We start from the raw sequence: 24,775 nt of genomic DNA, 5'->3' as shown, positions 1-24,775 counted from the left end.
TCGTTGATTAGTTAAACTTCAATTCGTCGGCGCCAATCTCGGCGAGATAGGGCGCAAGCAGGTCCGGCGTGACATCCTCGATGCGCGGCGGCGACCAGGTCGGATTGCGGTCCTTGTCGATCACGGCGGCGCGTACGCCCTCGCGAAAATCATCGCTGCGGAAAACTTCCAGCGCGGCGCGATATTCGCGCACCAGGCACTCTTCCAGGCTCGACGCCGTGCGTGCAAGCCGCAAAAGCTTCAATGTTACCACCAAGCCGCGCGGTGACTTTTCATTGAGCGTCTTCAATGTCGCATGGGCGAACTCCGAGCCGTCGCGCTTGAGCGCAGCGACGATGTCCTCCATGCCGTGGAAGCCGAACAATGCGTCGATCGTCGCCTGCCTGGCCGCCACGGGCCCCGCGGCCTCGCCTGTGGCAAAACCGTTGATCAACTTGCTCACATCAGCCGCGGTCACGCCCTGGCGAACCTTGGTCAGCGCCTCACGCAGCCCCGGCCATTTGGCAACCGGCACCACGGCATCGGCGAATTTCGCATGGATGGCGTCGGGGCCGTTCATGGTCTGGCCGGTGAGACCAAAATAGGTGCCGATCTCGCCCGGCGAGCGTGACAACAGATAGGTGCCGCCGACATCGGGGAAGAAACCGAGCCCGACCTCGGGCATCGCGAGCCTGGTGCGCTCGCTGACGATTCGATGGCTCGCATGGGCCGAGAGCCCGACGCCGCCGCCCATCACGATGCCGTCCATGAAGGCGACATAGGGTTTTGGGAATTTCTTGATCCGGGCGTTGAGGATGTACTCCTCCCGCCACAGAATCTTGCCGAGATCGCCGTCGACCTTCGAGCTCTCCCAGAGCGCGCGGATGTCGCCGCCGGCACACAGGCCGCGCTCGCCGGCACCTTCCAGCACGATCACCGCAACAGCAGGATCGGCCCCAAAACGGTCGAGCGCCTTGTCGATGCCGCGAAACATCTCCAGCGTCACGGCGTTGATCGCCTTCGGACGGTTGAGCCTGATAATGCCGGCCGAGCCTTCGACCCGTGCGACCAGACCGTGCTCTTCCACACCACTCATCGCCCGCCCTCGATCAGTTTGCGCGCCACGATGAGCCGCATGATTTCATTGGTGCCTTCGAGGATCTGGTGCACCCGCAAATCGCGCACGATCTTCTCGATCCCGTATTCGCTGAGGTAACCGTAGCCGCCATGGAGCTGGAGCGCCTGGTTGGCGACCTCGAAGCCGGCGTCGGTCCCAAAACGCTTGGCCATGGCACACAGCATGGTGGCGTCCGGGTCCTTGCGGTCCAGCGCCGCCGCTGCGCGCCACAAGAATGTGCGCGCGGCCTCGAGCTCGATTGCCATGTCGGCGAGGCGGAATTGCAGCGCCTGGAATTCGTCTAGGCGCTTGCCGAAGGCTTTGCGCGCTTTCATGTAGGAACGCGCCTTGTCGAACGCGGTCTGCGCACCACCGAGCGAGCATGCCGTGATGTTGAGGCGTCCGCCGTCGAGACCGGCCATCGCAATCTTGAAGCCGACGCCCTCTTCGCTTAAGCGATTGGCGACCGGCACGCGGACGTTCTCGAAAATCACGGCGCGGGTCGGCTGCGCGTTCCAGCCCATCTTGCGCTCGTTGCCGCCGAACGAGACGCCCAGCGTCTTGCCGTCGATGACTAGGGTCGAGATACCGCCGGGACCATCGCCACCGGTGCGCACCATCGTGACCAGGAGATCAGTACCACCGGCGCCGGAAATGAACTGCTTCTGGCCGTTCAGCACATAGTGATCGCCGTCGCGCACGGCGCGGGTGCGCAGCGCCGCCGCGTCCGAGCCGGCGCCGGGCTCGGTCAGGCAGTAGCTCGCAATCAGCTCCATGGTGCAGAGCTTTGGCAACCATGTGTGGCGCTGGGTGTCGCTGCCGTAGGCATCGATCATCCAGGACGCCATGTTGTGGATGGAGATGAAAGCCGAGGTGGTCGGACAGCCCGTCGCCAGCGCCTCAAAAATCAGCGCCGCGTCGAACCGGGTCATGGCGGAGCCGCCGACATCCTCGCGGATGTAGATGCCGCCCATCCCGAGCGTGGCGGCCTCGCGCATGATTTCGACGGGAAAATGTTTCTCCTCGTCCCAGCGTAGCGCGTGCGGCGCGATCCTCGAAGCCGCAAACGCCAACGCCATGTCGCGAACCGCGATCTGATCCTCGTTCAGAGCGAACTGCATGATGGGCTGCTCACTGTTCTCGTCATTGCGAGGAGCGAAGCGACGAAGCAATCCAGTGTGACCGAGGAGAAAGTCTGGATTGCTTCGCTACGCTCGCAATGACGGGCTGGGCTACAGCCTTACTTCATCAGCGGAATCGAGAACTCCGCGCCTTCCTTGACGCCGGACGGCCAGCGCGAGGTCACCGTCTTGGTCTTGGTGTAGAAGCGGACCGAGTCCGGGCCGTGCTGGTTGAGATCGCCGAAGCCGGACTTCTTCCAGCCGCCGAAGGTGTAGTAGGCGATCGGCACCGGGATCGGCACGTTGATGCCGACCATGCCGACATTGACCTTGGCCGCGAAGTCGCGTGCGGCATCGCCGTCGCGGGTGAAGATCGCAACACCGTTGCCGTAGTCATGTTCGGACGGCAGCGCCAGCGCTTCCTTGTAGTCGTGCGCGCGCACGACCGAGAGCACGGGACCAAAGATCTCTTCCTTGTAGATCCGCATGTCCTTGGTGACGTTGTCGAACAGCGAACCGCCGAGATAGAAGCCGTTCTCGTAGCCCTGCATCTTGAAGCCGCGGCCGTCGACGGCGAGCGTCGCGCCTTCCTTGATGCCGATATCGATATAGCCCTTGACCTTCTCGACCGCCTCGCGCGTCACCAGCGGACCGTAATCGGCCGACGGATCGATCGAGGTGCCGATCTTGAGCGACTCGACGCGCGGGATCAGCTTTTCCATCAGGCGGTCGGCGGCGGACTTGCCGACGGGCACGGCCACCGAGACAGCCATGCAGCGTTCGCCGGCCGAACCGTAGCCGGCGCCGATCAGTGCGTCGACGGCCTGGTCCATGTCGGCGTCGGGCATGATGATGGCGTGGTTCTTGGCGCCGCCAAAACACTGGCAGCGCTTGCCGGTCTGCGCGGCACGCTCGTAGATGTATTGCGCGATCGGCGTGGAGCCGACGAAGCCGACGGCCTTGATGTCGGGATCGTCCAGGATGGCGTCGACCGCCTCCTTGTCGCCGTTGACGACATTGAGGATGCCGGCCGGCAGGCCCGCCTCGATCATCAGCGCGGCCAGCATCATCGGCACGCCGGGATCGCGCTCCGACGGCTTCAGGATGAAGGCGTTGCCGCAGGCGATCGCGGGGGCGAACTTCCACATCGGGATCATTGCCGGGAAATTGAACGGCGTGATGCCGGCGACGACGCCGAGCGCCTGGCGCATGGAGTAGATGTCGATGCCGGGTCCGGCGCCTTCGGTGTATTCGCCCTTCATCAGATGCGGGATGCCGCAGGCGAATTCCGCGACTTCGAGGCCGCGCTGGATGTCGCCCTTGGCGTCGGGCACGGTCTTGCCGTGCTCACGCGCCAGCATCTCGGCAAGCTTGTCGTAGTCGCGCTGCACCAGCTCGACGAATTTCATCATCACGCGGGCACGGCGCTGCGGGTTGGTCGCGGCCCATTCCGGCTGCGCGGCGCGGGCGTTCTCGACGGCAGCGCGGACCTCGGCCTTGGACGCCAGCGCTACCTTGCCCTGGACGTCACCGGTCATCGGCTCGAAAACGTCGGCGGTGCGGCCCGATGTGCCCTTGACCTCCCTGCCGCCGATGAAATGTCCGATTGAACGCATGGCATGATCTCCCTGGAAGTCGAGCACGATCGCTTTGACAAATCCTATCAACCTGCATTTTATAGGATTCAAGTCTGAGATAATGCACCATAGATGTGCGAAAATGCTGGATCAAGGCGCTATCGACTGGGACGACTTCCGCTTCGTGCTGGCCATCGTGCGGGGCGGCTCGGTTTCGGCTGCGGCAAAACAGCTCGGCGTCGACCATGCCACCGTCATCCGCCGCGTCGACCGGCTGGAGAAGCACCTCTCGGCAAAGCTGTTTGACCGGCGCAAGACCGGTTACCTCCTGACAGAGGCCGGGCAGCGCGTCGCCGACAGCGCGGAAGCCATGGAATCGACCATCGTCGCCAACCAGGAGCAGGTCGGCGGCTCCGTGGCCCGGCTGACCGGCACGGTGCGGATCGGCGCGCCCGACGGTTTTGGGACTGCGTTCCTGGCGCCGCGGCTCGCGCCCTTCGCCGACCGCTATCCCGACCTCGATCTGCAACTGGTCGCGACCGCGCGGCTGTTCAGCCTCTCCAAGCGCGAGGCCGATATTGCCATCAGCCTGACCATGCCGAAGGAAGGCCGCATCGTCGGCCGCAAACTGCTCGACTACCGCCTCGGGCTCTATGCCGCGCCCGCCTATCTCGACCGCTTCCCGAAAATCACCTCGCGCGAGGTCCTGCCGCAGCACCGCTTCGTTGGCTATATCGAGGAGCTGCTGTTCACGCCCGAGCTCGATTATCTGCCGCAGGTGTCGCCGAAGATCTCCGCACGCTTGCGCAGCGCCAATCTGATCGCGCAGCTCAATGCCACGCTCGCAGGATTCGGTATCGCTGTCCTGCCGCACTTCATGGCGGCCGACTATCCGCAGCTGATTGCGGTACTGACGGAAGAGGTCTCGATCACCCGCACCTTCTGGATGCTGATGCACGCCGACAGCAAGGACCTCGCGCGGATCAGGGCTGTGGCGGATTACATCAGCGAGATCGTCGAGCGCGAGCGGGCTCTGTTTGCGGGGCGGACCTCGTAGGGTGGGTTAATTCTGCTTCGCCTTCTTCGCCGCCGCAGTCTTCGGCTCACGGCGCGCGCCATCCAGCGCGCTCTCCCTGCCCGTCTTCAGCACCTCGTCCGACAGCTCGCTCGAGCCGGCGATGCGCGCCAGCAGCATGGTGCCGGCCATGGTGGTCAGCGTCGCGATTGCCTGCTTGCGCGCGGCCTTGCGCGGGAGGTTCGGGATGAAGTCGGTCATCATCTCGATCATCTCGTCGAGCTTGCCGGCAAAGGCCTTTCGCGTTTTCGGGCTCTCGCGGGCGATCTCGGCGCCGAGCGCGGGGATCGAGCAACCATGGCCGGGATTGTCGCGATGGAGCGCTGAGAGATAGGCTTCCGCGATCAGCGCCAGCCGCTTCTCCGGCGCGACCTCGTCGGTGATCTTGCGCCAATGGTCCATCCCGCGATCCATGGCGTAGCCAAACGCCTCGATCACCAGCGCCTCGCGGGAATCGAAATGCGCGTAGAAGCCGCCATGGGTCAGGCCCGCTTCCTTCATGAGGTCGGCGACGCCAATGCCGTGGGCGCCCTTTTCGCGCAGCCGCACGGAAGCCTTCTTCACGATACGGTCGTGTGTTTCCTGCTTGTGTTCCCGGGAATAGCGCATGCTGGTCTCATTGAATGTCGAAGATCATCTCATAACACAGAAATGGACCAGGCGGCGCATTAATTCATGTTAAGATATTGCCGATCATCGAAAAGGTTGCAGTTGCATGCACCGCAAGCGCCCCCTTGCCGTCGCGCACAAAACCATCGGCGTAGCTGCTCTGGCGTCCCAGCTTGATCACTTTGCCTTCGGCCGAAATCAGCCCGGAACGAACCGAGAGCGGACGCAGGAAGGTCACTTTCAGATCGAGAGTGACCGAGCTCTGCCCGGCCTCCAACCGGGTCGAGATCGCACAGCCCATGGCAGTATCGATCAGCGCCGCGGCGGTCGCCCCGTGCAGGAGCCCGATGGTATCTTCGATATCCTCGCGCGGCTCCAGTTCCATCACGATCCGGCCCGGTTCGACCACGGCCATGGTGAAGCCGATCAGTTTTGCAAACGGCAGCGGCGGCAGGCGGCCGTCGCGGATGCCCATCATCGCATCCATGCCCGATAGCCCCATCGCCGCCTTTGCGACCGGCGCGGGCACTTGCCAGTCCACGACACGCTCGCGCCGTTGCGCGGGTGAAAACAGGTCGGGTTGATCGTTGTCGGGCATGGATACTCCTTTGCATGATGTACATCATGCTATCTCGCGGACTTCGCGCCGGCAACTCCGCCTCCCCACCGCTTGACAACCAATGCGTTTCGGCTCGGAAGTGATCCCGAACGGCGTACCTTTGCGCAACGTCCACGAAATCAGAGATCCCATCATGGAAATGCTCAACCACCACTGCGGCGTGACGCGCGACGCGCGCGGCGTCGTTCATGTCGCGATCTGCAACGCCGGCTCGCTCAACATCCTCGGCTCCCCCGTGACCGACGCGGTCCGCGAAGGTTTGCAGAAGCTCGCGACTGATCGCAGCATCCGCGTCATGGTGCTGCGCGGCCAGAGCGAGAAGAGCATGATCGGCGGCGCCGACATCAAGGAGATGGTGAAGCTCGACCAGACATCCGCCGAAGCCTTCATCAGCCGCCTGCGCGATCTCTGCGAGGCCGTGCGCGCCTTCCCCGCCCCCGTGATCGCACGCATGCCGGGCTGGTGCCTCGGCGGCGGGCTCGAAGTGGCCGCGGCCTGCGACTTCCGCATTGCCGCGCATGATGCGCATTTCGGCATGCCGGAGGTACGCGTCGGTATCCCCTCGGTGATCCATGCCGCGCTGCTGCCGCGCCTGATCGGCTGGGCCCGCGCGCGCTGGCTGGTGATGACCGCCGAAAACATCGACGCGCCGACGGCGCTGGCCTGGGGTCTGGTCGACAAAGTCGCGCCGGAGGGCGGACTGGACGCGGCCGTCGAGCACCTCGTGCAGGCGCTGCTCGAATGCGGCCCCGAGGCGCTGCGATCGCAGAAGGCACTGCTTCGGCAATGGGAGGAACTGCCGCTGACGGAGTCGGTGAATTTGAGCGTGAAAGTGTTCGGCCAATCGTTCCTGACCGACGAGCCGACGCGGCTGATGCAGGCGTTCGTCGACCGGAAGCGGTAAGCCTGCCCCACAGCCTCCTCCCTTCGAACGAGCAAATCTCATCCGAGCCACGACAATTTCTCATGCCGGATGCGGTTGCATTTTTTGCGCCGCATCATATGATGGTCATAATCTTACCCACCATCGCAGGGAGTCCCGCCATGGCCGAAACCGCCGATCCTGTCGTCATTGTCTCCGCCATCCGTAGCCCGCTCGGCCGTTTCATGGGCGAGCTGTCGCCGCTGCCCGCCCACAAGCTCGGGTCGCATGTGATCGCCGCGGCGTTGGAGCGTGCGAAGCTCGCGCCGGAAAAGGTCGACGAGGTCTTCATGGGCTGCGTGCTGCCGGCCGGCCAGGGCCAGGCCCCGGCGCGCCAGGCTGCGCGTGCAGCCGGCCTGCCCGACGCCACCGGCGCGACAACCGTCAACAAGGTCTGCGGCTCCGGCATGAAGGCGACCATGTTGGCGCACGACATCATTCGCGCCGGTTCGGCCGAGATCGTCGTCTCCGGCGGCATGGAGAGCATGAGCAACGCGCCGTATCTGCTGGCGAAGGCACGCGGCGGCTATCGCGCCGGCCATGACCGCATCATCGACCACATGATGATGGACGGCCTCGAAGACGCCTACGAGACCGGCCGCTCGATGGGCGATTTCGGCGAGGCGACTGCGGAAGCCTATCAGTTTACCCGCAAGGACCAGGACGCCTATGCGATGGAGACGCTGAGTCGCGCGCGCAAGGCGGTGGAGGGTGGTGCGTTCAAGGCCGAGATCGCGCCGATCACGCTGAGCGAGAAGGCAGGCCCCCGCATCGTCGCCAATGACGAGCATCCGCTGAAGGTCGATCCCGCAAAGATTCCCGGGCTGAAGCCGGCGTTCCGCGCCAACGGCACCATCACGCCGGCGGCCTCCTCCGCCAACGCCGACGGCGCCGCCGCGCTGGTGCTGACGACGCGGTCGCTCGCCGATCGCGATGGCCTGCCCGCATTGGCAGAGATCAAGGGCCACGCCACCCATAGCCAGGAGCCGCAATGGTTCACCACGGCGCCGATCCCGGCGATCCGCAAGCTCCTGGACAAGGTCGGCTGGAGTGCCGGCGATGTCGATCTGTTCGAGATCAACGAAGCCTTCGCCGTGGTGGCGATGGCGGCGCAGCGCGATCTCGGCATTCCCCGCGAGAAGCTCAACATCAACGGCGGCGCCTGCGCGCTCGGCCACCCCATCGGCGCCACCGGCGCACGGCTGATCGTGACGCTGCTGCATGCGCTCGAAGCAAAAAACCTCAAGCGCGGTGTGGCGGCGCTCTGCATCGGCGGCGGCGAAGCCACTGCGATCGCGGTGGAGCGCCTGACGCACTGACGTAAAAGTCCGGAAATGAGGGAACTCTGTCATTTCCGACAGACGCGTCGCGTGCCATTCTGCAAACTCGCGCAGGTGTTTCAAATCCTGCCACCAAGATTGAGGCCCAATGATCTCGAACTGGCTCGCGGCAACACTCGGCCGCCGCAATATTCACTACGGCTGGGTGATGGTCGGCGTGACCTTCCTCACCGCGCTGATCAGCGCCGGCACGGTCGGTGCGCCCGGTGTGTTCATCATTCCGCTTCAGAAGGAGTTCGGCTGGAGCACGGCGGAGATCTCGTCCGCGCTGTCGATCCGCTTCATCCTGTTCGGGCTGATGGCGCCGTTCGCTGCCGCGCTCCTGAACCGCTACGGCCTGCGCAACGTCACGCTGCTGGCTCAGCTCATCGTCGTCTCCGGGCTGATCCTGTCGCTCGGCATGACAGAGGTCTGGCAGCTCGTCGTACTGTGGGGCGTCGTGATCGGCCTCGGCACCGGCATGACCGCGCTGGTGCTGGGCGCCACCATTGCGACCCGCTGGTTCGCGGCGCGGCGCGGCCTCGTCGTCGGCATTTTGACCGCGAGCGTCGCCACCGGCCAGCTCGTCTTCCTGCCGCTGCTTGCAAGCCTGACCGAACGATACGGCTGGCGGCTTGCACTCGGCTTTGTCTGCATCGCGCTCTGCGTTTCCGCTCTGGGAGTTCTCCTTGTGATGCGGGACCGCCCGAGCGACGTCGGCCTGCGCCCCTTCGGCGACGAAGGCACCGAGCCCCTGCCCGCCCCACCGGTCAGCCATGGCTCGATCACGGCTGTGGCACTCGGCACGCTGCGCGACGCCTCGAAGTCGCGCGCATTCTGGGTCCTGTTTGCGACGTTCTTCGTCTGCGGCGCATCCACCAACGGCCTCGTGCAGGTGCACCTGATCCCGATGTGCCTCGATTTCGGCATTCCGCAGGTGCAGGCCGCCGGTCTGCTGGCTGCGATGGGCATCTTCGACTTTTTCGGCACCATCATGTCGGGCTGGCTGTCGGACCGCTACGACAACCGCTACCTCTTGTTCTGGTACTACGGCCTGCGCGGGCTCTCGCTGATCTTCCTCCCCTTCAGCGATTTCTCGTTCTATGGGCTCTCGATCTTCGCGATGTTCTACGGGCTCGACTGGATCGCAACCGTGCCGCCCACGGTGCGCCTCACCGCGCAGAAATTCGGACCCGAGCGCGCCAATCTGGTGTTCGGCTGGATCTTTGCCGGCCACCAGCTCGGTGCGGGCACCGCCGCCTTCGGCGCCGGCTTTTCGCGGACGGTGTATCAGAGCTATCTTCCCGCCTTCTTCATCGCCGGCGCACTCTGCGTGTTCGCCTCCTTGATCGTGCTGACGCTCTCGCGACAAGCGAAGCCAAAGCCGCAAGCCGCGATGGCCTAGTACCTGATCGTGGTGGTGACGCCGAAGACCGCAGCGCCGACGTCGAGATTGCGCGCGCCGTCGCAGTGATATGGGCCCCGGCTCTGCAGCGCACCGTCAAAGCGACGCTGCGCTGCGTCCGGGGCACGAGACTGCGCATAAATTTCTTCCATTCAGAACGCATGGCTTCTCAGAACGCATGGCTTCGCATTCTCGCGGCTCATTTCGCCCGAGCTTTGCTCTCGTCTTCGCACCCTCTCGCAAGAAAGGGCACAGGGAAGGCCGGGCGCCGGCTGGCACCCGCAGTCCCGTGTGCGAACCAGACGCGCACGGGGTGGACCACAGGTGACGCCGAGCAACCGGCCTTCCCTGCGCGAATGGTATTACGGCTTATGACGCGCTCTCCCCGGGGAGCGATGCACTATTGCCCCCGTCGCCTCGCGGATGGCTGATGTGCTGGCCCGGTTGGGCAGCAGCATCACCACAAGACTTGACGCACAGACCCCGGGCGTCAGGACCACACGATTTTGCCGTCCGCGCACCTCCCCGCCCCTGTCCCCGATGCCTGGCGTGCGCTCGCCATCGAGACCGAACGGGGACGCTGTCAGCGCCGTGTCGTACCGCGTGTGCAGTTGCTCACGGGAAAACCCGCCCTGCAGCTTGCCCAGCGCGCCGACGCAGTCGCGGCCACCGCCTCCCGGCCCGCGTCTCGTGACGATCGCGAAACGCCCTTGTAGCGGGCCGGGATGAGCGCAAACTACGCCTTATCCGAACTTCTGTAAATACGAATATTATTCCAGCGCAGGCTTGACAGGGTGTTTTGCCCGACGGCTCCACGGCTCGTTACGTGCCCCTGCCCTTGGCCGGCTGGTCTCTCAAGTGACCGAACCGCCGCGCGGGTTGACGATCGTATACCCACGCAATGAACGCGCATGCATTCGAGTCGCGTGTCCGCCCGAGTTGGCGTCGTAGGCCAACCAGGTGTCCCCTCCCAGGTGTTGTTCGAGGACGAACACATGTCCGCGTCGGGCTGCGACCATTCCCGGTGCGGGTGATGTCCGCGGAAAGCGCAGCCAGTTCGCCGCAAGATTCAACTCCGGCACGATACGGCCGAACACGCGCAGAGCCGCGCCGCAGCCGCAGAAGGAGGAAGGGCAACCTGCCGGACGACTGCCGACAATGCGAGCCTCAGCGATGCTCGCCGTCGCGGCGCCGTCTGCGTCGGTCACTGTCAGTTGCGTCGCGCGATAGGCTTGTAATGAGGACCTGGACGTTAGCGAGGACCTGGGAATCCGCTCACGGCGCGTTTGCGAATACGAAAGGTCGCAGGGCATCGTGACATTGCATTCGGGTGCTTGATGAATTCGATAGGGCCGTGCTTCGGAAGCGACTGAGCTAAAGGCAACAAATAGACACGCAGAAAGAACCGGCTTGAACATTGCAGGGCTCCAAATTGGAAGGACCCTGCCCCGACAACGAGAAACCAACAACAGTTTGGCTGAAATGGGCTCAAAGAGCGGCTGAAAGTGGCTGCCCTTGCAGGCCGCTCCCTGCAATCATCATAATCCACACGTAGCGACGGGCATGATTAGCTCGCAGAACGCGAATGCTTATCGTTGCAACTGAGACGCGGCTGCGTGTGCATTCGCTACTGACGCCGGACTGCAAGCCGATCATGAGGCCCAATCACGACGCCCCAGAGCGCTTGCTTTCCGCGTCAATTCGAAAGTCCGACTTGGCTGCGCCGAGCGCTGCGGCGAGTTCGTCGATGTGGTAGGGTTTCGGCAAAATCTGGACGCCGGCCGTTTCGGCGTCGCGAACCGCGGCTTCGGCGTATCCGCTCGTCAGCAGAACCGGGATGTCGCTTCGCCGTCTCTTGATCTCGCGCGCGAGTTCGACACCGTTCATGCCGCCCGGCATCATGATATCCGAAAACACCAGATCGACGGAGCGGCCGTCCGCCAGGGCACCGAGCGCCGCCGCAGCACTCGCCGCGCGCGTGACCTCGTAGCCGAGTTGCGCCAGCATCTCGCTCACCAGCGCGGCGACCTCGTCATCGTCTTCGACGAGGAGGATCCGGCCATGGTTGGCCTTCTTCGGCCGCGCCCTGTTCAGATCGATGAAATGGCGTTCACCAGAAGGGATGTTCCTGGATCGCGGCAGATAGAGCTCGATGCTGGTGCCCTCGCCGACCGTCGATTTGATTCGAACCGTCCCTCGTGACTGCGTCGCAAATCCGTGGACCTGGGCAAGCCCCAGGCCCGAGCCTTTCCCGACATCCTTGGTCGTGAAGAACGGCTCGAAGACCCGCGCCAGGATCTCCGGGCTCATTCCAACACCTCTATCGACCACGGACAGACGAACGTAATCGCCCGCGATCTCGTCCTCGGTCAGGCCGGCCAGGTTCTCGCCACGGACAACGATCGTGCCACCGCTCGGCATCGCATCGCGGGCGTTGACCGCCAGGTTGAGAATGACCAGTTCGAGCTCTCCCGGATCGACTTCCACCGGCCAAAGACCATCCGGAAAATCGAACTCGACGTGAACGTCGCCTCTCAGGCTCCGATCGAGCAATTCGCGCATGCCGCCGATCTGCGATGCGATGTCGACAGCCACGGGCCGGAGCTTCTGCCGCCGCGAAAAAGTCAGAAGCTGCCTGGTCAAGCCGGCACCGCGCTGCGCCGCCTGGACCATTCCTTCCATGAGACGACGCCGACGATCAGGATCTGTCTGCCGGTCGAGCAAATCGAGGCCGCCGGAGATCACCATCAGCAAATTGTTGAAATCGTGAGCTACGCCGCCGGTCAATTGTCCGATGGCCTCGATCTTCTGGGCCTGACGAAGGGTCTCCTCGACGCGGGCGCGCTCTTCCATTTCGGCCCGCAGATGCTTGTTGGCCCCCTCGAGCGCACGGGTGCGCTCGACCACGAGCTTCTCGAGCTCCTGGGCCGTCCGCTCGCGCGCCTGCAGCAAGGTTCGAATTTCATATTGCCGCCGGCGGGCCCGCATTGCGGATTGAACCGCGCTCGTCAGCGTGATCGGCTGAACCGGGCGTTCAAGCAGCGAAACGTTGCGGAGTGTCTCGACGATGCTGCGGCGCCAGGCAACCACCGCCGGCTGCTCCCGATGGCTGGTGAGAATGACAAAGGGCAGGTCAGACCAGGGCGGCTGCCTCTCAATCCAATGTGCCAGCGGCTGGGTATCCTTCCCGAACAACCCCTCCTCGGCCAGAAGGACCGCGCCCACGCCCGCCGACATCTCGCTGACCAGTTCAGGGAGACCTCGACAATTGATCGCTACGAGATTCGAATTACGTAAAAGCTCGACCGATGCCGGTCCATCGCGGCCGATCGGGGCAAACACGAGAACGCAATGATCGCGGGCAGCGCTCATTCCGCCGGCCCTTCTGGTATCTCCGTGCCCGTATAACGTGGATTTCCGGAGAAGATGCCGCTGAACTCGCTCAGCGGAGGACCCAGCGTGATGCCGGCACGGCCAAGGCGAAACTCGCGGATGGTATTTTCATGATTGCCGCTGCGTTTCTTCACGACCGAGAGGGCACGCCGCACCGTTCCGCCGACCTCGAAATAGCGCAGCATGAGCACGGCATCGCTCAAATAGCTGATATCGAGAGCCGTTTCCATCGGGCCGACCAGCCCATGTTGGGCGAGGATCAGGACGGTCAGCACGCCTTTTTGCGCGAGATAGCTCAGGAGCTCATGCATCTGGAGGATGAGAAATCGCTCATCCGGCATCGCGTTGAGGTAGCCGTTCAGACTGTCGATGACGACAATCCTGGCGTTATCCTTTTCGACACTCTTGCGCACATTGGCGGCGAATTCCCCGGGGGACAGCTCGGCGGGATCGATCTGTTGAAATCGGATGAGTCCCGATTGCAGGTAGCTTTCGAGGGGCATCCCAAGCGTTCGAGCCCGGGCTTCCACGGTGCCGCGACCTTCATCGAAGGCAAAGAACACCGCATGCTCACCGCGTTCTGCCGACGCGATCGCATAGGTCAGCGCGAGAGACGACTTGCCGACACCGGCGGCACCCAGAAGAAGCGCACTGGTGCCGCGCTCGAGCCCTCCTCCCAGAAGGAGATCGAGCTGCGCGTTGCCGCTGGGCGTGAACTCGCCGACAAACGAGGCGTGATGTTCCGCCGCCACCAGACGGGGGAATATCCGCACACCTCCCGCTTCGATCGTGAAATCGTGGAAGCCGCCGCGAAACCGGATGCCGCGCATCTTGATCACGCGAAGCCGCCGGCGCTCTGCTCCATAATCGATGGCGAGCTGTTCGAGCATCACGACGCCGTGCGCGATCGAATGGAGTTGCAAATCGTCCTGGGAGGACGAGAGGTCGTCGAGGAGAATAACCGTGCAATTGCGGTTGGTGAAAAAGTGCTTCAGGGCCAGAACCTGGCGCCGGTACCGCAGCGGGTTCTGCGCAAGGAGGCGCAGCTCGGACAGGCTGTCCAGCACCACCCGCGCGGGATTGATCCGTTCGACTGCCTTGAATATCAGGCCGGTCGTTTCGCTCAGCTCCATTTCGGCGGGATGGAAGACGGTGAGCTCCCGGTCCGGATCGAGCGTCGTCTCCGGCGGGACAAGTTCGAAGATGTCGACGCCTTGCAGCGACCAGCCGTGGCGCTGCGCAACCAGCGTCAGCTCACGTTTGGTTTCCGACAAGGAGATGTAGAGCACGCGTTCACCGCAGCGGGCGCCCTCAAGGAGGAATTGAAGCGCCATGGTGGTCTTGCCCGAGCCGGGCCGACCCTCGTAGAGATACATGCGATTGGGATCGAGCCCGCCATAGAGGATGTCATCGAGGCCCTGACTGCCGGTCGAGATCCTCGGCAAATCTTCGGACTCGCTGGTTTGGGCCCCACTCGAAGAATCGGTCATAGAACCCCCTGAAGGTCTATCGCCAAAAAAAGACGCGCCCTGGCCCGGTTCGGGGCCGCGCAGTCTAGCGCCCCGGTTCCAAGCCGAAAGGCGAGATTTGGCAAAGAACGCCGGAGGCCGGTTCCCGGTTCCGCATCAGGACGCATGTCCCCAGACCGTCTCCTGCGGAACAGTTCCGAGTATTCTCCTGCCTAATTTCAGGTTCTACCGCCTGATTCGCGGCGGACGGCGCAAAAAGCGAACCAGCTCACTGCATCATCGCAGCCGCGATCTTCTCCGCCGACATCAGGACCGGAAAGTTGGTGTTGGCGCAGGGCACCACCGGGAAGATCGAGGCGTCGACGACGCGCAGTCCCTGCACGCCCTTGACGCGGCCCTCTGTATCGACCACCGCCATCGGATCTTCCGCCCGGCCCATGCGGCACGAGCAGGAGGCGTGCCACACGCCGATGGTCGCCTTGCGCACGAAGGCTTCCAGCGCCTCGTCGTCGTTGATCACGTCGTCGAAGGTAAAACCCTCGACCACGAAATTGTCGATCATGTAGTGGCGCAGCGCCGCCGGCCCGTCCATCAGGGCCGCGGCGATTTTTGTCAGTATCCGGTTCCTGGTGTTGACCACGCCGATCTTGCGCACGCGGTCGGTATAGGAGGCCGGGAACGGCTTGTCCGTCACGGCCCTGACGACGTCGCTCATCTGCACGGCCGCCATCTTGCGGAAACCGCTCATCAGGCGATCGAGATCGCGGCGGTCCGATAACAAGTTGAACTCGACGATCGGCTCGGCTGCCGGGTCGCGCGAGGCGAGCTTGATCTGTCCGGTCTCGGAATAGGTCTTGTTGACGAACGTCAGCAGCGATCCGATCTGCTCGCCGACGGCGTGCCAGGCCGATTTGCTGAGCAGGACGACGAACATGTCGCCTTTCGGTACGCCTTCGAGCCCGGACGAGTAACGCAGGCCAAGCTGCATGTGGCGCCTGGTGTGCTCGTTCATGCGCGCGCCGCGGCGGACAAAGGACGACAGCGAGATCGAGGGATGATCCATCAGGCGCTGGCCGACACCTTGCAGCCCCATCAGGACTGGAATGCCCATATCCTTGAGGTGACCGACCGGGCCGATGCCGGCGCGCAACAGATGCGCCGGCGAATGGATGGCGCCGCTGGAGAGAACGATTTCACGGCCGCGGAATTCCTGCTCCCGTCCGTCGACAGTCGCCTTCACACCGACGCACCGCGTGCCTTCGAACAGCAGCTCTCTGACTTGCGTGTTGGTGGAGATCGTCAAGTTGGCGCGCTTGCGCGTATCACGATCGAGATAGCCCATCGCGGCCGAGACGCGTTGCTCGGCCTGGTTGGAGTGCGTCACCGGGAAAAACCCGTCGACGAACTCGCCGTTCTGGTCGGCCAAGTATTGGTGGCCGGCCTGCTGGAAGGCGTCGGCGAACGCCTGCGAATGTCGCGTCCAGTGCTCCCGCGGGATCCGGCGAACCGGGATCCGACCGTCCTTGCCGTGGTACGGGCCGTCGAAATCGAGATCGCGCTCGACCTTCTTGAAGAAGGGCAGCACGTCATTCCAGCTCCAACCCGCGGCGCCGCGCGCCTCCCATTCGTCGTAATCGGTCGGCGCGCCGCGGTTGGCCATCTGGCCGTTGATCGAGGAGCCGCCGCCGAGCACGCGCGCCTGCTCGTATTTGCGTAAGGGCGGACGTCCCTCGTTCGGATTGTTGTGGCTCACGATCTGGGTCGTGACCTTGAGCTCGGTCCAGTGGAAGCGCGGATCGAAATAGGCCGTGCCTGGATAGCTGTCCCTGATCTCGGCCGGCTCGTCGCCGGGCGGCGTGTCCTGTCCGGCTTCGCAGAGCAGGATCTTGTTGGCGCTCCTTGCGGAGAGCCGGTGGGCCAGCACGGACCCCGCCGAGCCGCCGCCCACGATAATGAAGTCGTACACGATTGGCGCTTCCTCTTGTTCTTGTCCGGGGAGCGTAGCGCGTCCTTGTTTTGAGGTCACGCCATCGCTGCCGCGGCAAAGCGCGAGCAGCCCCCGACGGCTCTACTTACGGCCTGATCGTCATGCTCTCCGGCGGCCCGGCCTTGCGCAGCGGCTCCGCCAGTCGCGCGAACTCGCACAGCAGCGACCTCGTCTTCCGGGGATCGATGATCTCCTCAACCCAGAACTTTTCGGCGGAGCGGAACGGCGAGCGCAGCTTGTTGAGCCGCTCCTGGATCTCCTTCAGCTTCGCCGCGGAATCTTCGGCTGCGTCGATGTCGGCGCGGTAGGCGGCTTCGATGCCGCCTTCGAGCGGGAGCGAGCCCCAATAGGCCGAGGGCCAGGCGTAGCGGATCGAGAAGCGGTCGGCCGGCTGATGCACCACGCCGGCGACGCCGAAGGCGTTGCGCAGGATCACCGTGCACCACGGCACCGTGGTCTGGTTGACCGCGGCCATAGCGCGGACGCCTTGACGGATCGTGCCGGCCTTCTCGGCATCGAGGCCGATCATAAAGCCGGGGCAGTCCATGAGATAGACGATCGGCAAATGGAAGGTCTCGGCGAAGTCGACCCAGCGCACCACCTTCTGGCAGGCATCCGCGGTCCAGGAGCCGCCATAGTGAAAGCTGTCGCTGGCGAGCAGCATCACCGCCCTGCCCTCGAGCCGCGCGAGACCGACGATAACAGGCTTGCCGAAATTCCTGGCGACCTCGAAGAACGAGCCCTTGTCCACGACCGATTCGATGATCGGCCGCATCTTGTAGACCTGCTTGCGGTTACGCGGCACCGCGTTCATCAGCGCCTCATCGGTGCGCTCCGGATGGTCGGTGCACGGCAAGGTCGGCGGCAGCTCGTAGACCGACGACGGCAGATAGGACAGGAATCGCCGTGCGCAGGCAAAGGCCTCCTCCTCGGTGTCGACGGCATGATCGACCGCGCCGGCGCGGGTCTGGATGTCGGCGCCGCCGAGTTCTTCCTTCGAGAGGTCCTGCCCCAACGCCTTCACCACCGGCGGGCCCGCGACGAACATCGCGGATTTTTTGGTCATGATCGAATAGTGGCTGGCGGCAAGACGCGCGGCACCGAGCCCCGCGACCGAGCCGAGGCCGAGCGCGACCACAGGCACGCGCGACAAATTCTCCGTCGTGAAGCGATACCAGCGTGTGCCGCCGATGCCGCCCGGCAGATTAGCTGCGCCCTTGGTCTCGATGGTCTTGACCGAGCCGCCGCCGCCGGAGCCTTCGATGATGCGCACGATGGGCAGACGGAAGTCGTGCGCCATCTCCTCCGCCATCAACGGTTTTGCGGAGATGGACGCATCCGCCGAGCCGCCGCGCACGGTAAAGTCGTCGCCGACCACGACGACGGTGCGGCCATCAACGCGCGCGCGGCCAAACACGCAGTTCGCCGGCGTCAATTTCTGCAACTCGCCGCTGGAATCGTATTCGCCGATGCCGGAGACGGCACCGATCTCGTGAAAGCTGCCCTTGTCGGTCAGTCTGTCGATACGCTCCCGAACAGTCAGTCGGCCCTGGTCATGCTGACGCTTGACCTTGTCAACGCCGCCCATCTCCCGCGCGAAGGCTTCGCGCCGGGCGAGCTCGTCGAGTTCCGGCTTCCAGTTCATTCACGCCCTCCGAATTGATCGGCTTGTTATTGTTGTGCACGGCCATTGCGACCGGTTTGCGCGAGATGCGATTGTTGAAGACGTCGCCTTCCGCGCCGTCCATCAGGCTGCCGAGCGAGCGGCCGAGCGCGACCATCAACGGCGCGACCTCGGCATGCAGACGCTGCTCGTTATACATCGACGACAGAAGACCGATCGTGATCACCACAAAAGTCTGGTACTGCGGCGACCAGATCGGCACCGCGAGCCCGTTGATGTGCGGGCTCCACAGGCCGCAGGCCACGACATAGCCGTGATCGCGTAGCGACTGTCGATTGGCTTCGATGCGGGGCCGCAGGATTCTCGCAGCCTCGGGGGCTTCCCGTTCCATATCCGTGATGAAGGCATCGCCGACCTCCGGCGCCAGCGCCGCGGTGTAGGCCGCGCCCGCAGCGGTCGACGCCATCGAGATGCGGCTGCCGGTGCCCTCGTGCAGGCCGAGCGCCGAAGCCGAGCGCGCGAACTGGAGATAGACCAGATGAAAGCGATCGGGCACGACGAAGCCGACCGTGCCAGGCAGTTGCTCGGCGACTTCCTGGAGCCGCTGGCGGATCATGCTGCGCAGCTGCGCGCCCTTCATCATCGAGGCGCTCATCGCCACCGCGCTCGGCCCGATGCGATATTTTTGATCGCGTGGCAGATAGACCAGCTGTCCCATCCGCGTCAGCGTGTGCGTGAGCCGCGACACCGTCGAGCGCGGCAGGCCGCAGCGATTTGAAATCTCGAGATTGCCGAGCCTGATCTCGTGGCCCTCGAAGCATCGCAGCACGTCGAACGCGCGCGACACCACCTGGATGACATCACCCTCACCGGCATCGCCGGCGAACGCACCCTGTCTACTCAACCGCTCTGAACGTCGTCCCATGATCCCTACCGCTTGTTCCGCTCTGCGGAATTAAATTCCACTTGCGGATGACGCTACCTCAGGCATTTTGCGACGACAACAAAAAGGCGATGGCATGCCAAATATAAAAATCGTCACTGAGGTCGCGGGACGCATCTGCGCAATGCCCGTGCAAGTTGGAGGAACCGTTGCGGATGGCGACGAAATTGTGGTGATCGAAGCGATGAAGATGGAGATACCTGTGCCGTCGCCCGCGAGCGGCACGATCACATCGCTTCTGGTGAAGCTCAACGACGTCGTTGCCGAGGGACAGGCGATCGCGATCGTCGCAAACTGACCGCATTATCCGCAGTTTCCGCGACAATCTGTCAGCCTCATTGCTGCGCTCGCGGTACGGCGTTGCCATCGCTTCATCGCGATGACATGATCTGTTTCAAACAAACCCTGTTTCAAACAAAGAAAGAAAATCGTCGCGGCAAACGCGAGGATCATTGGAGGGAAACATGCTTCGTGGGCTGATCGTGCTCGCGCCTGCCTTGGTGGCGGGCATTTCTTTTGCGTCTACACGCTATGCAGCCGCCGAAGACATCAAGCTGCCGGCAACATTGACGTTCACGGCCTATGACACCGGCACCGCCGGCTTCAACATCGCGGTCGGCGTCGGCAAGATGATGAAGGACAAATACTCAACCGACGTGCGCGTGCTCCCCGCAGGCAACGACGTCGCGCGTCTCGCGCCGCTGCGCGCCAAACGCGCGGTCTCGTCCGCGATGGGATCGGGCTCCTACTTCGCGCAGGAAGGCGTGTTCGAGTTTGGAACCAGGGAATGGGGCCCGCAGCCGCTTCAGATCATGCTCTCGTCCGTCGACTGCAACTGCGGTACGCTTGGCGTCGCCGCCGATGCCGGCGTGAAGGATTTGAAGGACCTCAAAGGCAAGCGCGTCGGCTTCGTCGTCGGCTCGCCGGCGCTGAACCAGAATTCGCTCGCGGTGCTCGCCTTCGCCGGATTGACTCAGAAGGACGTTAGGATCGTCGAGTTCGCAAGCTACGGCGCGATGTGGAAGGGCCTGATCAACAACGACACGGATGCCGCGTTCGGCACCACCATCACCGGCCCCGCCAAGGAAGCCGAGACCTCGCCGCGCGGCCTGATCTGGCCGCCGCTGCCCGCCAACGACAAGGAAGGTTGGGCGCGGATGCAGAAGGTCGGCTCGTTCTTCTTCCCGCAGACCGCGACCTGCGGCGCCGGCATCTCGCCGGACAAGCCGATCGAGCTCGGCAACTACCCCTACCCGATCTTCGTCGCCTACGCCTCGCAAGCCCCCGACCAGGTCTATGCGATGACGAAGGCGATGATCGTGAACTACGATTCCTTCAAGGACTCCGCACCCGGCGCCGGCGGGCTCGCGGCCGATCGCCAGACCAAGAACTGGGTGGTGCCGGTACACCCCGGCGCGGTGAAGGCGCTGAAGGAAGCCGGGCAATGGAGTGACGCGCAGGACACGCACAACAACAGACTGATCAAGCGCCAGGAGGTGCTTGGCGCAGCGTGGGCCGACTACGGCAAATCCAACCCGCCTGCGGATGACAAGGCGTTCCTCGACGGCTGGATGAAGGCGCGCGCCGCTGCTCTCGCGAAAGCCGACATGCCGAACGGGTTCGACGAATAATCGTCAAGGGTTAATTGCCCACGCGCGGGGTCGATCATGTCGTCAGCTTCAGTCTCCACCGCCCCGCAGGACGAGGCCAAGCGGGTCGTGTTCGACGATCCGCATGGCGCCGCCGGCAACATGCAGGAAGCGGAGGTCACGCGCGTTCGCAGCTTGCGCGGCGCCTGGCGCTGGACGCTGGTGGCCGCGACCGCCGCGACCATCCTGCTCTGCATCAACCAGCAATTCTCGCTGCGCTTCTTCGTCGGCTACACCCAGCTCAACACGGAGTACTTCTATCTCCTGATCGCGCTGATGCTGCCCTTCACGTTCCTGATCTTCCCGGGAACCACGCGCGCGCCGCTCGACCGCATTCCCTGGTATGACCTTCTCTGTTTCGTCGTGACCTTTGCCGCCGCACTGCTGTTGATGTCGAACGTGCGCAAGGCCGCGGAGGCCGGCTGGGAATTCGGCGGCGCGCCGAACAGCGTCATCGCCGCCGGCCTCGTGATGTGGGTGATGCTGATGGAGGCGCTGCGCCGTACCGGCGGCTGGAGCCTGCTCCTGAGCGTGCTCCCCTTCACGGTGTATCCGCTGTTCGCAGAGTCCGGCTGGCTCGGGCCGTTCCGCGGCACGCAATCGACGCTGGAGCAGGCGACCGCCTATCACGTGCTGTCGGGCGAGAGCCTGCTCGGCATTCCCATCCAGGCGTTTGCCGACACCGTGATCGGCTTCCTGGTGTTCGGCACCGCGCTGATGATGACCGGCGCCGGAAAGTTCTTCATCAACCTCGCCTTCGCGCTGTGCGGCACGTTCCGCGGCGGCGCGGCGAAAGTCTGCATCTTTGCCAGCGGCCTGCTCGGCATGATGTCGGGCTCGATCATCTCCAACGTGCTCACCGCCGGCACCATGACCATCCCGGTGATGAAGAAGAGTGGTTTTCGCGCCTCCTACGCCGGCGCGATCGAAGCCTGTGCCTCGACCGGCGCGGTGCTGGCGCCGCCGGTCATGGGCGCGACCGCCTTCGTGATCGCGCAGTTCCTCAATGTTGGCTATGCCGACGTCGCGATCGCCGCGATCATCCCGGCCGTACTCTATTATGTCGGGCTGTTCATGCAGGTCGATTCCTATGCCGCACGACACGGGCTGAAAGGCATCCCGCGCGCAGAGCTGCCGCGGGTCATGGATACGATCCGGGACGGCTGGTACTACGTTTTCGTGATCGCGCTCCTGATCGTGATGCTGCTCTACTTCAAGCGCGAAAGCCACGCGCCGTTCTACGCGACCGCGCTGCTGCTGGTCCTCAACCAGCTGTTCTCGAAGGACACACGTTGGACCGTCGCGACCATCGGCAAATTCCTCGAGGTCAATGGCCGCACCTTCGTCGAGCTCGTCGGCATCCTTGCCGGCTGCGGCCTGCTGATCGGCGCCTTCTCGATGACCGGCGTGGTGTCGAGCCTCGCCAACGACCTGCTGCGCATCGCCGGCGACAATCCGTTCTTGCTGCTCGGCATGTGCGCCCTCACCAGCCTGATCCTCGGCCTCGGCCTGACCACGACGGCTTGCTACATCTTCCTCGCCATCCTGGTCGCGCCCGCGCTGGAGAAGCTCGGGCTGAACAAGATGGCCGTGCACATGTTCATCTTCTACTGGGGCATGCTGTCGTCGATCACCCCGCCGGTCGCGATTGCTTCATTCGCAGCCGCAGGTATCGCCGGCTCGCCTGCGATGAAGACGGGCTGGGAATCGATGTGGGTCGGGAGCATCATCTATTTCATCCCGTTCTTCTTCGTGCTCAATCCGGCGCTGGTGCTGCAGGGGGAAAGCCCCTATCTCGCCGGCCTCGGGCTGATGGCGCTTGCGGCGTTCGGCACGCTGTTCATCTGCGGCGGCATCCAGGGCTACCAGCCCTTCGTCGGCGATCTCCGCGGCGCCGGTGCGCTGGAATGGCCTATCCGCGTGCTGCTGGTGATCGGCGGGTTCGTGGTGGCCACCCCCGGCGGCGGCATCATGCCGCTGTCGCAGATGCAGGTGACGCTGCTCGGCCTCGCCATCCTCGTGCCCACGGCTTTGCTCGCCCTTGTTCTGGTCCGGCGGCAGACCATGGTGCCGGACGGGTTGCGCGTGCCCTGATTGCGTTGCACAAAGAGAGGCGATGAAACCGCTTTCGCCGCTCGCCACCGCCTGGACCCGCTCAAAGCCGCCTTTGCTGCGGTTTCTGGACAATTGCCTCAACGAATTCTCGGCGGAGATCTCGGGCGCGGTCGCCGACTACATTCCCGAGCTGAGCAAGGCCGATCCAGCCCATTTCGGCATCAGCCTCGCGACCCTGGACGGCCATGTCTACGAGGTCGGCGACTCCAGGGTGCCCTTCACCATCCAATCAATGTCAAAGCCGTTCGTGTTCGCGCTGGCGCTGGACCTGCTCGGCGCGAACAGGGTCGAGAGCGCGATCGGCGTCGAGCCCTCTGGCGATCCGTTCAACTCGATCCGGCTCAATTCCGAAAACCATCCGTTCAACCCGATGGTCAATGCCGGCGCGATCGCCTGCACCGGGCTGATCTACGACAGCAAGGGCGCAGACGCCTTCGAGCAGATTCGCCTCGCGCTTAGTCGTTTTGCCGGGCGCGACCTCGCCCTGGACGAGGCCGTCTACGCTTCCGAAAGCCAGACCGGCGACCGCAACCGCGCCATCGGCTATCTCCTCAAGACCAATGCGGTGATCTCGGACAATGTCGCTGCCGTGCTCGACGTCTACTTCCGGCAATGCGCGGTGCTGGTCACCGCGCGCGACATCGCGGTGATGGCGGCAACGCTCGCCAACCGCGGCGTCAATCCGGTCACGGGCGAGCAGGTGCTGACGCCTTACGCGATCTCGCGCACGCTGTCGGTGATGACGTCGTCGGGCATGTACGACTACGCCGGCGAATGGATCTACCGGATCGGCATTCCCGCCAAGAGCGGTGTCGGCGGCGGGATTCTGGCCGCCCTTCCCGCCCGCCTCGGGCTCGGCAGCTATTCGCCAAAGCTCGACAAGCACGGCAACAGCGTGCGCGGCATCAAGGTCTGCGAGGCGCTGTCCTCGCATTACGACCTTCACATGCTCAACCGCAGCGACGATGCGCGCAACGCCGTCATCGCCGACTACGACATCGGCAAGAGCCCGTCGCGGCGCGTGCGCCGTCCGCAGGAGCGCGATATTCTGGCGGTGCACGAGCAGGAGGTGCGGATCATCGAGCTGGTCGGCACGCTGTCGCTATCGGCGGTCGACTATGTCTCGCGCCGGCTTGCGGGCCGGCCGCGGCCGCAATTCGTGATCTTCGATCTGCACCGCGTCACCTCCACCACGCGCGCGGGTGCGCGGCTGGTCGCCGAAGCGTTCGAGGAGCTCGCGGCGCTGAATGTGACCGTCGTGCTGTCAGGCGTCAGGCGCGCCTCCAAGGAATGGGACAGCCTGCGGGAATGGACCGCCGAGCTGAAGAACGTCCGCGATTTCTACCTGCTCGACACCGCGATCGAATGGGCCGAAGACCAGATCGTCTATCGCCATGGCGGCTCGATCGATTTCCACGAGACCACCGAGCTTGCCGAGCAGCCGCTGCTAGCAGGCATGAGCGAGGAAGAGCTGACCGACCTCGCCTCGATTTGCACGATCCGGACCTATGCATCCGGCGCGAAGATCATCACGACAGGCGCTGCAGCTGATTCCCTGTTCTTCCTGCGCAGCGGCGCGGTGCATGTCACCCTGCCCGACGGCGTGCGGCTGGCAACGCTGACGGCCGGCATGGCGTTCGGTGAGATGGCGCTGATTGAGACCACCCGCTCCGCGGACGTGTTCGCGGACATGGCAGCGACGGCGCACGAGGTGCAGCTGAAGGACTTCGAGCGCTTCCGCAAGCAGCATCCTCACGCCAGCGAACGCATCATGCGCAATCTGGCGCAGCTTCTGGCCGAGCGTCTGATTGTCGCCAACGCCAAGGTGGATATCCTGACCGCGACCTGAGCG

The 24,775-nt window shown here is 64.1% G+C and carries 19 protein-coding genes; 8 read left to right on the top strand and 11 right to left on the bottom strand.

Annotation, left to right across the window (positions count from 1 at the left end):
• Nucleotides 1-7: 7 nt before the first annotated feature.
• From IVB27_RS32280 to IVB27_RS32270, 3 genes are all read right to left on the bottom strand, one after another.
• Nucleotides 8-1,075: an enoyl-CoA hydratase/isomerase family protein gene (locus tag IVB27_RS32280; RefSeq protein ID WP_247446827.1), complete on the bottom strand. Its 1,068-nt coding sequence runs from the start codon at nt 1,073-1,075 to the stop codon at nt 8-10.
• Complete coding sequence (locus tag IVB27_RS32275) at nt 1,072-2,217, bottom strand: isobutyryl-CoA dehydrogenase (RefSeq protein WP_247446826.1); 1,146 nt, start codon at nt 2,215-2,217, stop codon at nt 1,072-1,074. Before IVB27_RS32275 ends, IVB27_RS32280 begins: the two co-directional genes overlap by 4 nt.
• Before the next feature lie 119 nt (nt 2,218-2,336).
• A complete protein-coding gene (locus tag IVB27_RS32270) occupies nt 2,337-3,833 on the bottom strand; it encodes a CoA-acylating methylmalonate-semialdehyde dehydrogenase (RefSeq protein WP_247345963.1) in 1,497 nt (498 codons plus the stop codon).
• Between the two features lie 103 nt (nt 3,834-3,936).
• Between IVB27_RS32270 and IVB27_RS32265 the strand changes: the two genes are divergently transcribed.
• Nucleotides 3,937-4,851, top strand: a complete 915-nt coding sequence (locus IVB27_RS32265) for a LysR family transcriptional regulator (RefSeq protein ID WP_247446825.1) — start codon at nt 3,937-3,939, stop codon at nt 4,849-4,851.
• 6 nt (nt 4,852-4,857) lie between these two features.
• On the opposite strand, the gene IVB27_RS32260 is transcribed toward IVB27_RS32265, so the two are convergent.
• Complete coding sequence (locus IVB27_RS32260; protein WP_247345957.1) at nt 4,858-5,478, bottom strand: TetR/AcrR family transcriptional regulator; 621 nt, start codon at nt 5,476-5,478, stop codon at nt 4,858-4,860.
• Nucleotides 5,479-5,542: 64 nt separating this feature from the next.
• Nucleotides 5,543-6,076: a PaaI family thioesterase gene (locus IVB27_RS32255; RefSeq protein WP_247446824.1), complete on the bottom strand. Its 534-nt coding sequence runs from the start codon at nt 6,074-6,076 to the stop codon at nt 5,543-5,545.
• A 154-nt stretch (nt 6,077-6,230) separates the two neighbouring features.
• On the opposite strand from IVB27_RS32255, the gene IVB27_RS32250 reads away from it, so the two are divergent.
• The 3 genes from IVB27_RS32250 (at nt 6,231) to IVB27_RS32240 (ending at nt 9,743) form a co-directional block, all read left to right on the top strand.
• Entirely contained in the window at nt 6,231-7,001 is a 771-nt protein-coding gene (locus IVB27_RS32250) for an enoyl-CoA hydratase (protein ID WP_247446823.1), read from the top strand.
• Nucleotides 7,002-7,141: 140 nt separating this feature from the next.
• Nucleotides 7,142-8,338, top strand: a complete 1,197-nt coding sequence (locus tag IVB27_RS32245; protein ID WP_247446822.1) for an acetyl-CoA C-acyltransferase — start codon at nt 7,142-7,144, stop codon at nt 8,336-8,338.
• 109 nt (nt 8,339-8,447) lie between these two features.
• On the top strand, nt 8,448-9,743 hold the full coding sequence (locus IVB27_RS32240; protein WP_247446821.1) for an MFS transporter: 1,296 nt from the start codon (nt 8,448-8,450) through the stop codon (nt 9,741-9,743).
• 854 nt (nt 9,744-10,597) lie between these two features.
• Here the strand turns inward: IVB27_RS32240 and IVB27_RS32235 are convergent.
• The 6 genes from IVB27_RS32235 to IVB27_RS32210 all read right to left on the bottom strand — a co-directional run bounded on the left by IVB27_RS32235 (nt 10,598) and on the right by IVB27_RS32210 (nt 19,141).
• The gene (locus tag IVB27_RS32235; RefSeq protein ID WP_247446820.1) at nt 10,598-11,161 is read right to left on the bottom strand and encodes a hypothetical protein; all 564 of its coding nucleotides are present in this window, start codon (nt 11,159-11,161) and stop codon (nt 10,598-10,600) included.
• A 247-nt stretch (nt 11,162-11,408) separates the two neighbouring features.
• Nucleotides 11,409-13,115, bottom strand: a complete 1,707-nt coding sequence (locus IVB27_RS32230) for a response regulator (protein WP_247446819.1) — start codon at nt 13,113-13,115, stop codon at nt 11,409-11,411.
• Entirely contained in the window at nt 13,112-14,626 is a 1,515-nt protein-coding gene (locus IVB27_RS32225; RefSeq protein WP_247345932.1) for an ATPase domain-containing protein, read from the bottom strand. Before IVB27_RS32225 ends, IVB27_RS32230 begins: the two co-directional genes overlap by 4 nt.
• Nucleotides 14,627-14,873: 247 nt before the next feature.
• Nucleotides 14,874-16,571 (bottom strand): GMC family oxidoreductase, encoded by a 1,698-nt coding sequence (locus IVB27_RS32220; protein ID WP_247446818.1) that lies wholly within the window; start codon nt 16,569-16,571, stop codon nt 14,874-14,876.
• A gap of 106 nt (nt 16,572-16,677) precedes the next feature.
• Nucleotides 16,678-18,237, bottom strand: a complete 1,560-nt coding sequence (locus tag IVB27_RS32215) for an acyl-CoA carboxylase subunit beta (RefSeq protein ID WP_247446817.1) — start codon at nt 18,235-18,237, stop codon at nt 16,678-16,680.
• The gene (locus IVB27_RS32210; protein ID WP_247446816.1) at nt 18,167-19,141 is read right to left on the bottom strand and encodes an IclR family transcriptional regulator; all 975 of its coding nucleotides are present in this window, start codon (nt 19,139-19,141) and stop codon (nt 18,167-18,169) included. Before IVB27_RS32210 ends, IVB27_RS32215 begins: the two co-directional genes overlap by 71 nt.
• A 94-nt stretch (nt 19,142-19,235) precedes the next feature.
• Between IVB27_RS32210 and IVB27_RS32205 the strand changes: the two genes are divergently transcribed.
• The 4 genes from IVB27_RS32205 (at nt 19,236) to glsA (ending at nt 24,772) form a co-directional block, all read left to right on the top strand.
• A complete protein-coding gene (locus tag IVB27_RS32205; protein ID WP_247345921.1) occupies nt 19,236-19,457 on the top strand; it encodes an acyl-CoA carboxylase biotin carboxyl carrier protein subunit in 222 nt (73 codons plus the stop codon).
• A gap of 166 nt (nt 19,458-19,623) precedes the next feature.
• Nucleotides 19,624-20,790: a TAXI family TRAP transporter solute-binding subunit gene (locus IVB27_RS32200; protein WP_247446815.1), complete on the top strand. Its 1,167-nt coding sequence runs from the start codon at nt 19,624-19,626 to the stop codon at nt 20,788-20,790.
• Between the two features lie 36 nt (nt 20,791-20,826).
• Nucleotides 20,827-22,902, top strand: coding sequence for a TRAP transporter permease (locus IVB27_RS32195; RefSeq protein WP_247446814.1), 2,076 nt, complete (start codon nt 20,827-20,829; stop codon nt 22,900-22,902).
• A 22-nt stretch (nt 22,903-22,924) separates the two neighbouring features.
• Nucleotides 22,925-24,772, top strand: a complete 1,848-nt coding sequence (gene glsA / locus IVB27_RS32190; protein ID WP_247446813.1) for a glutaminase A — start codon at nt 22,925-22,927, stop codon at nt 24,770-24,772.
• Nucleotides 24,773-24,775: the final 3 nt, after the last annotated feature.

This window comes from Bradyrhizobium sp. 197, assembly GCF_023073375.1.
Classification (GTDB): Bacteria; Pseudomonadota; Alphaproteobacteria; order Rhizobiales; family Xanthobacteraceae; genus Bradyrhizobium.
Note: the sequence above shows the minus strand (reverse complement) of the source record. Positions and strands in the feature narration are given on the sequence as shown.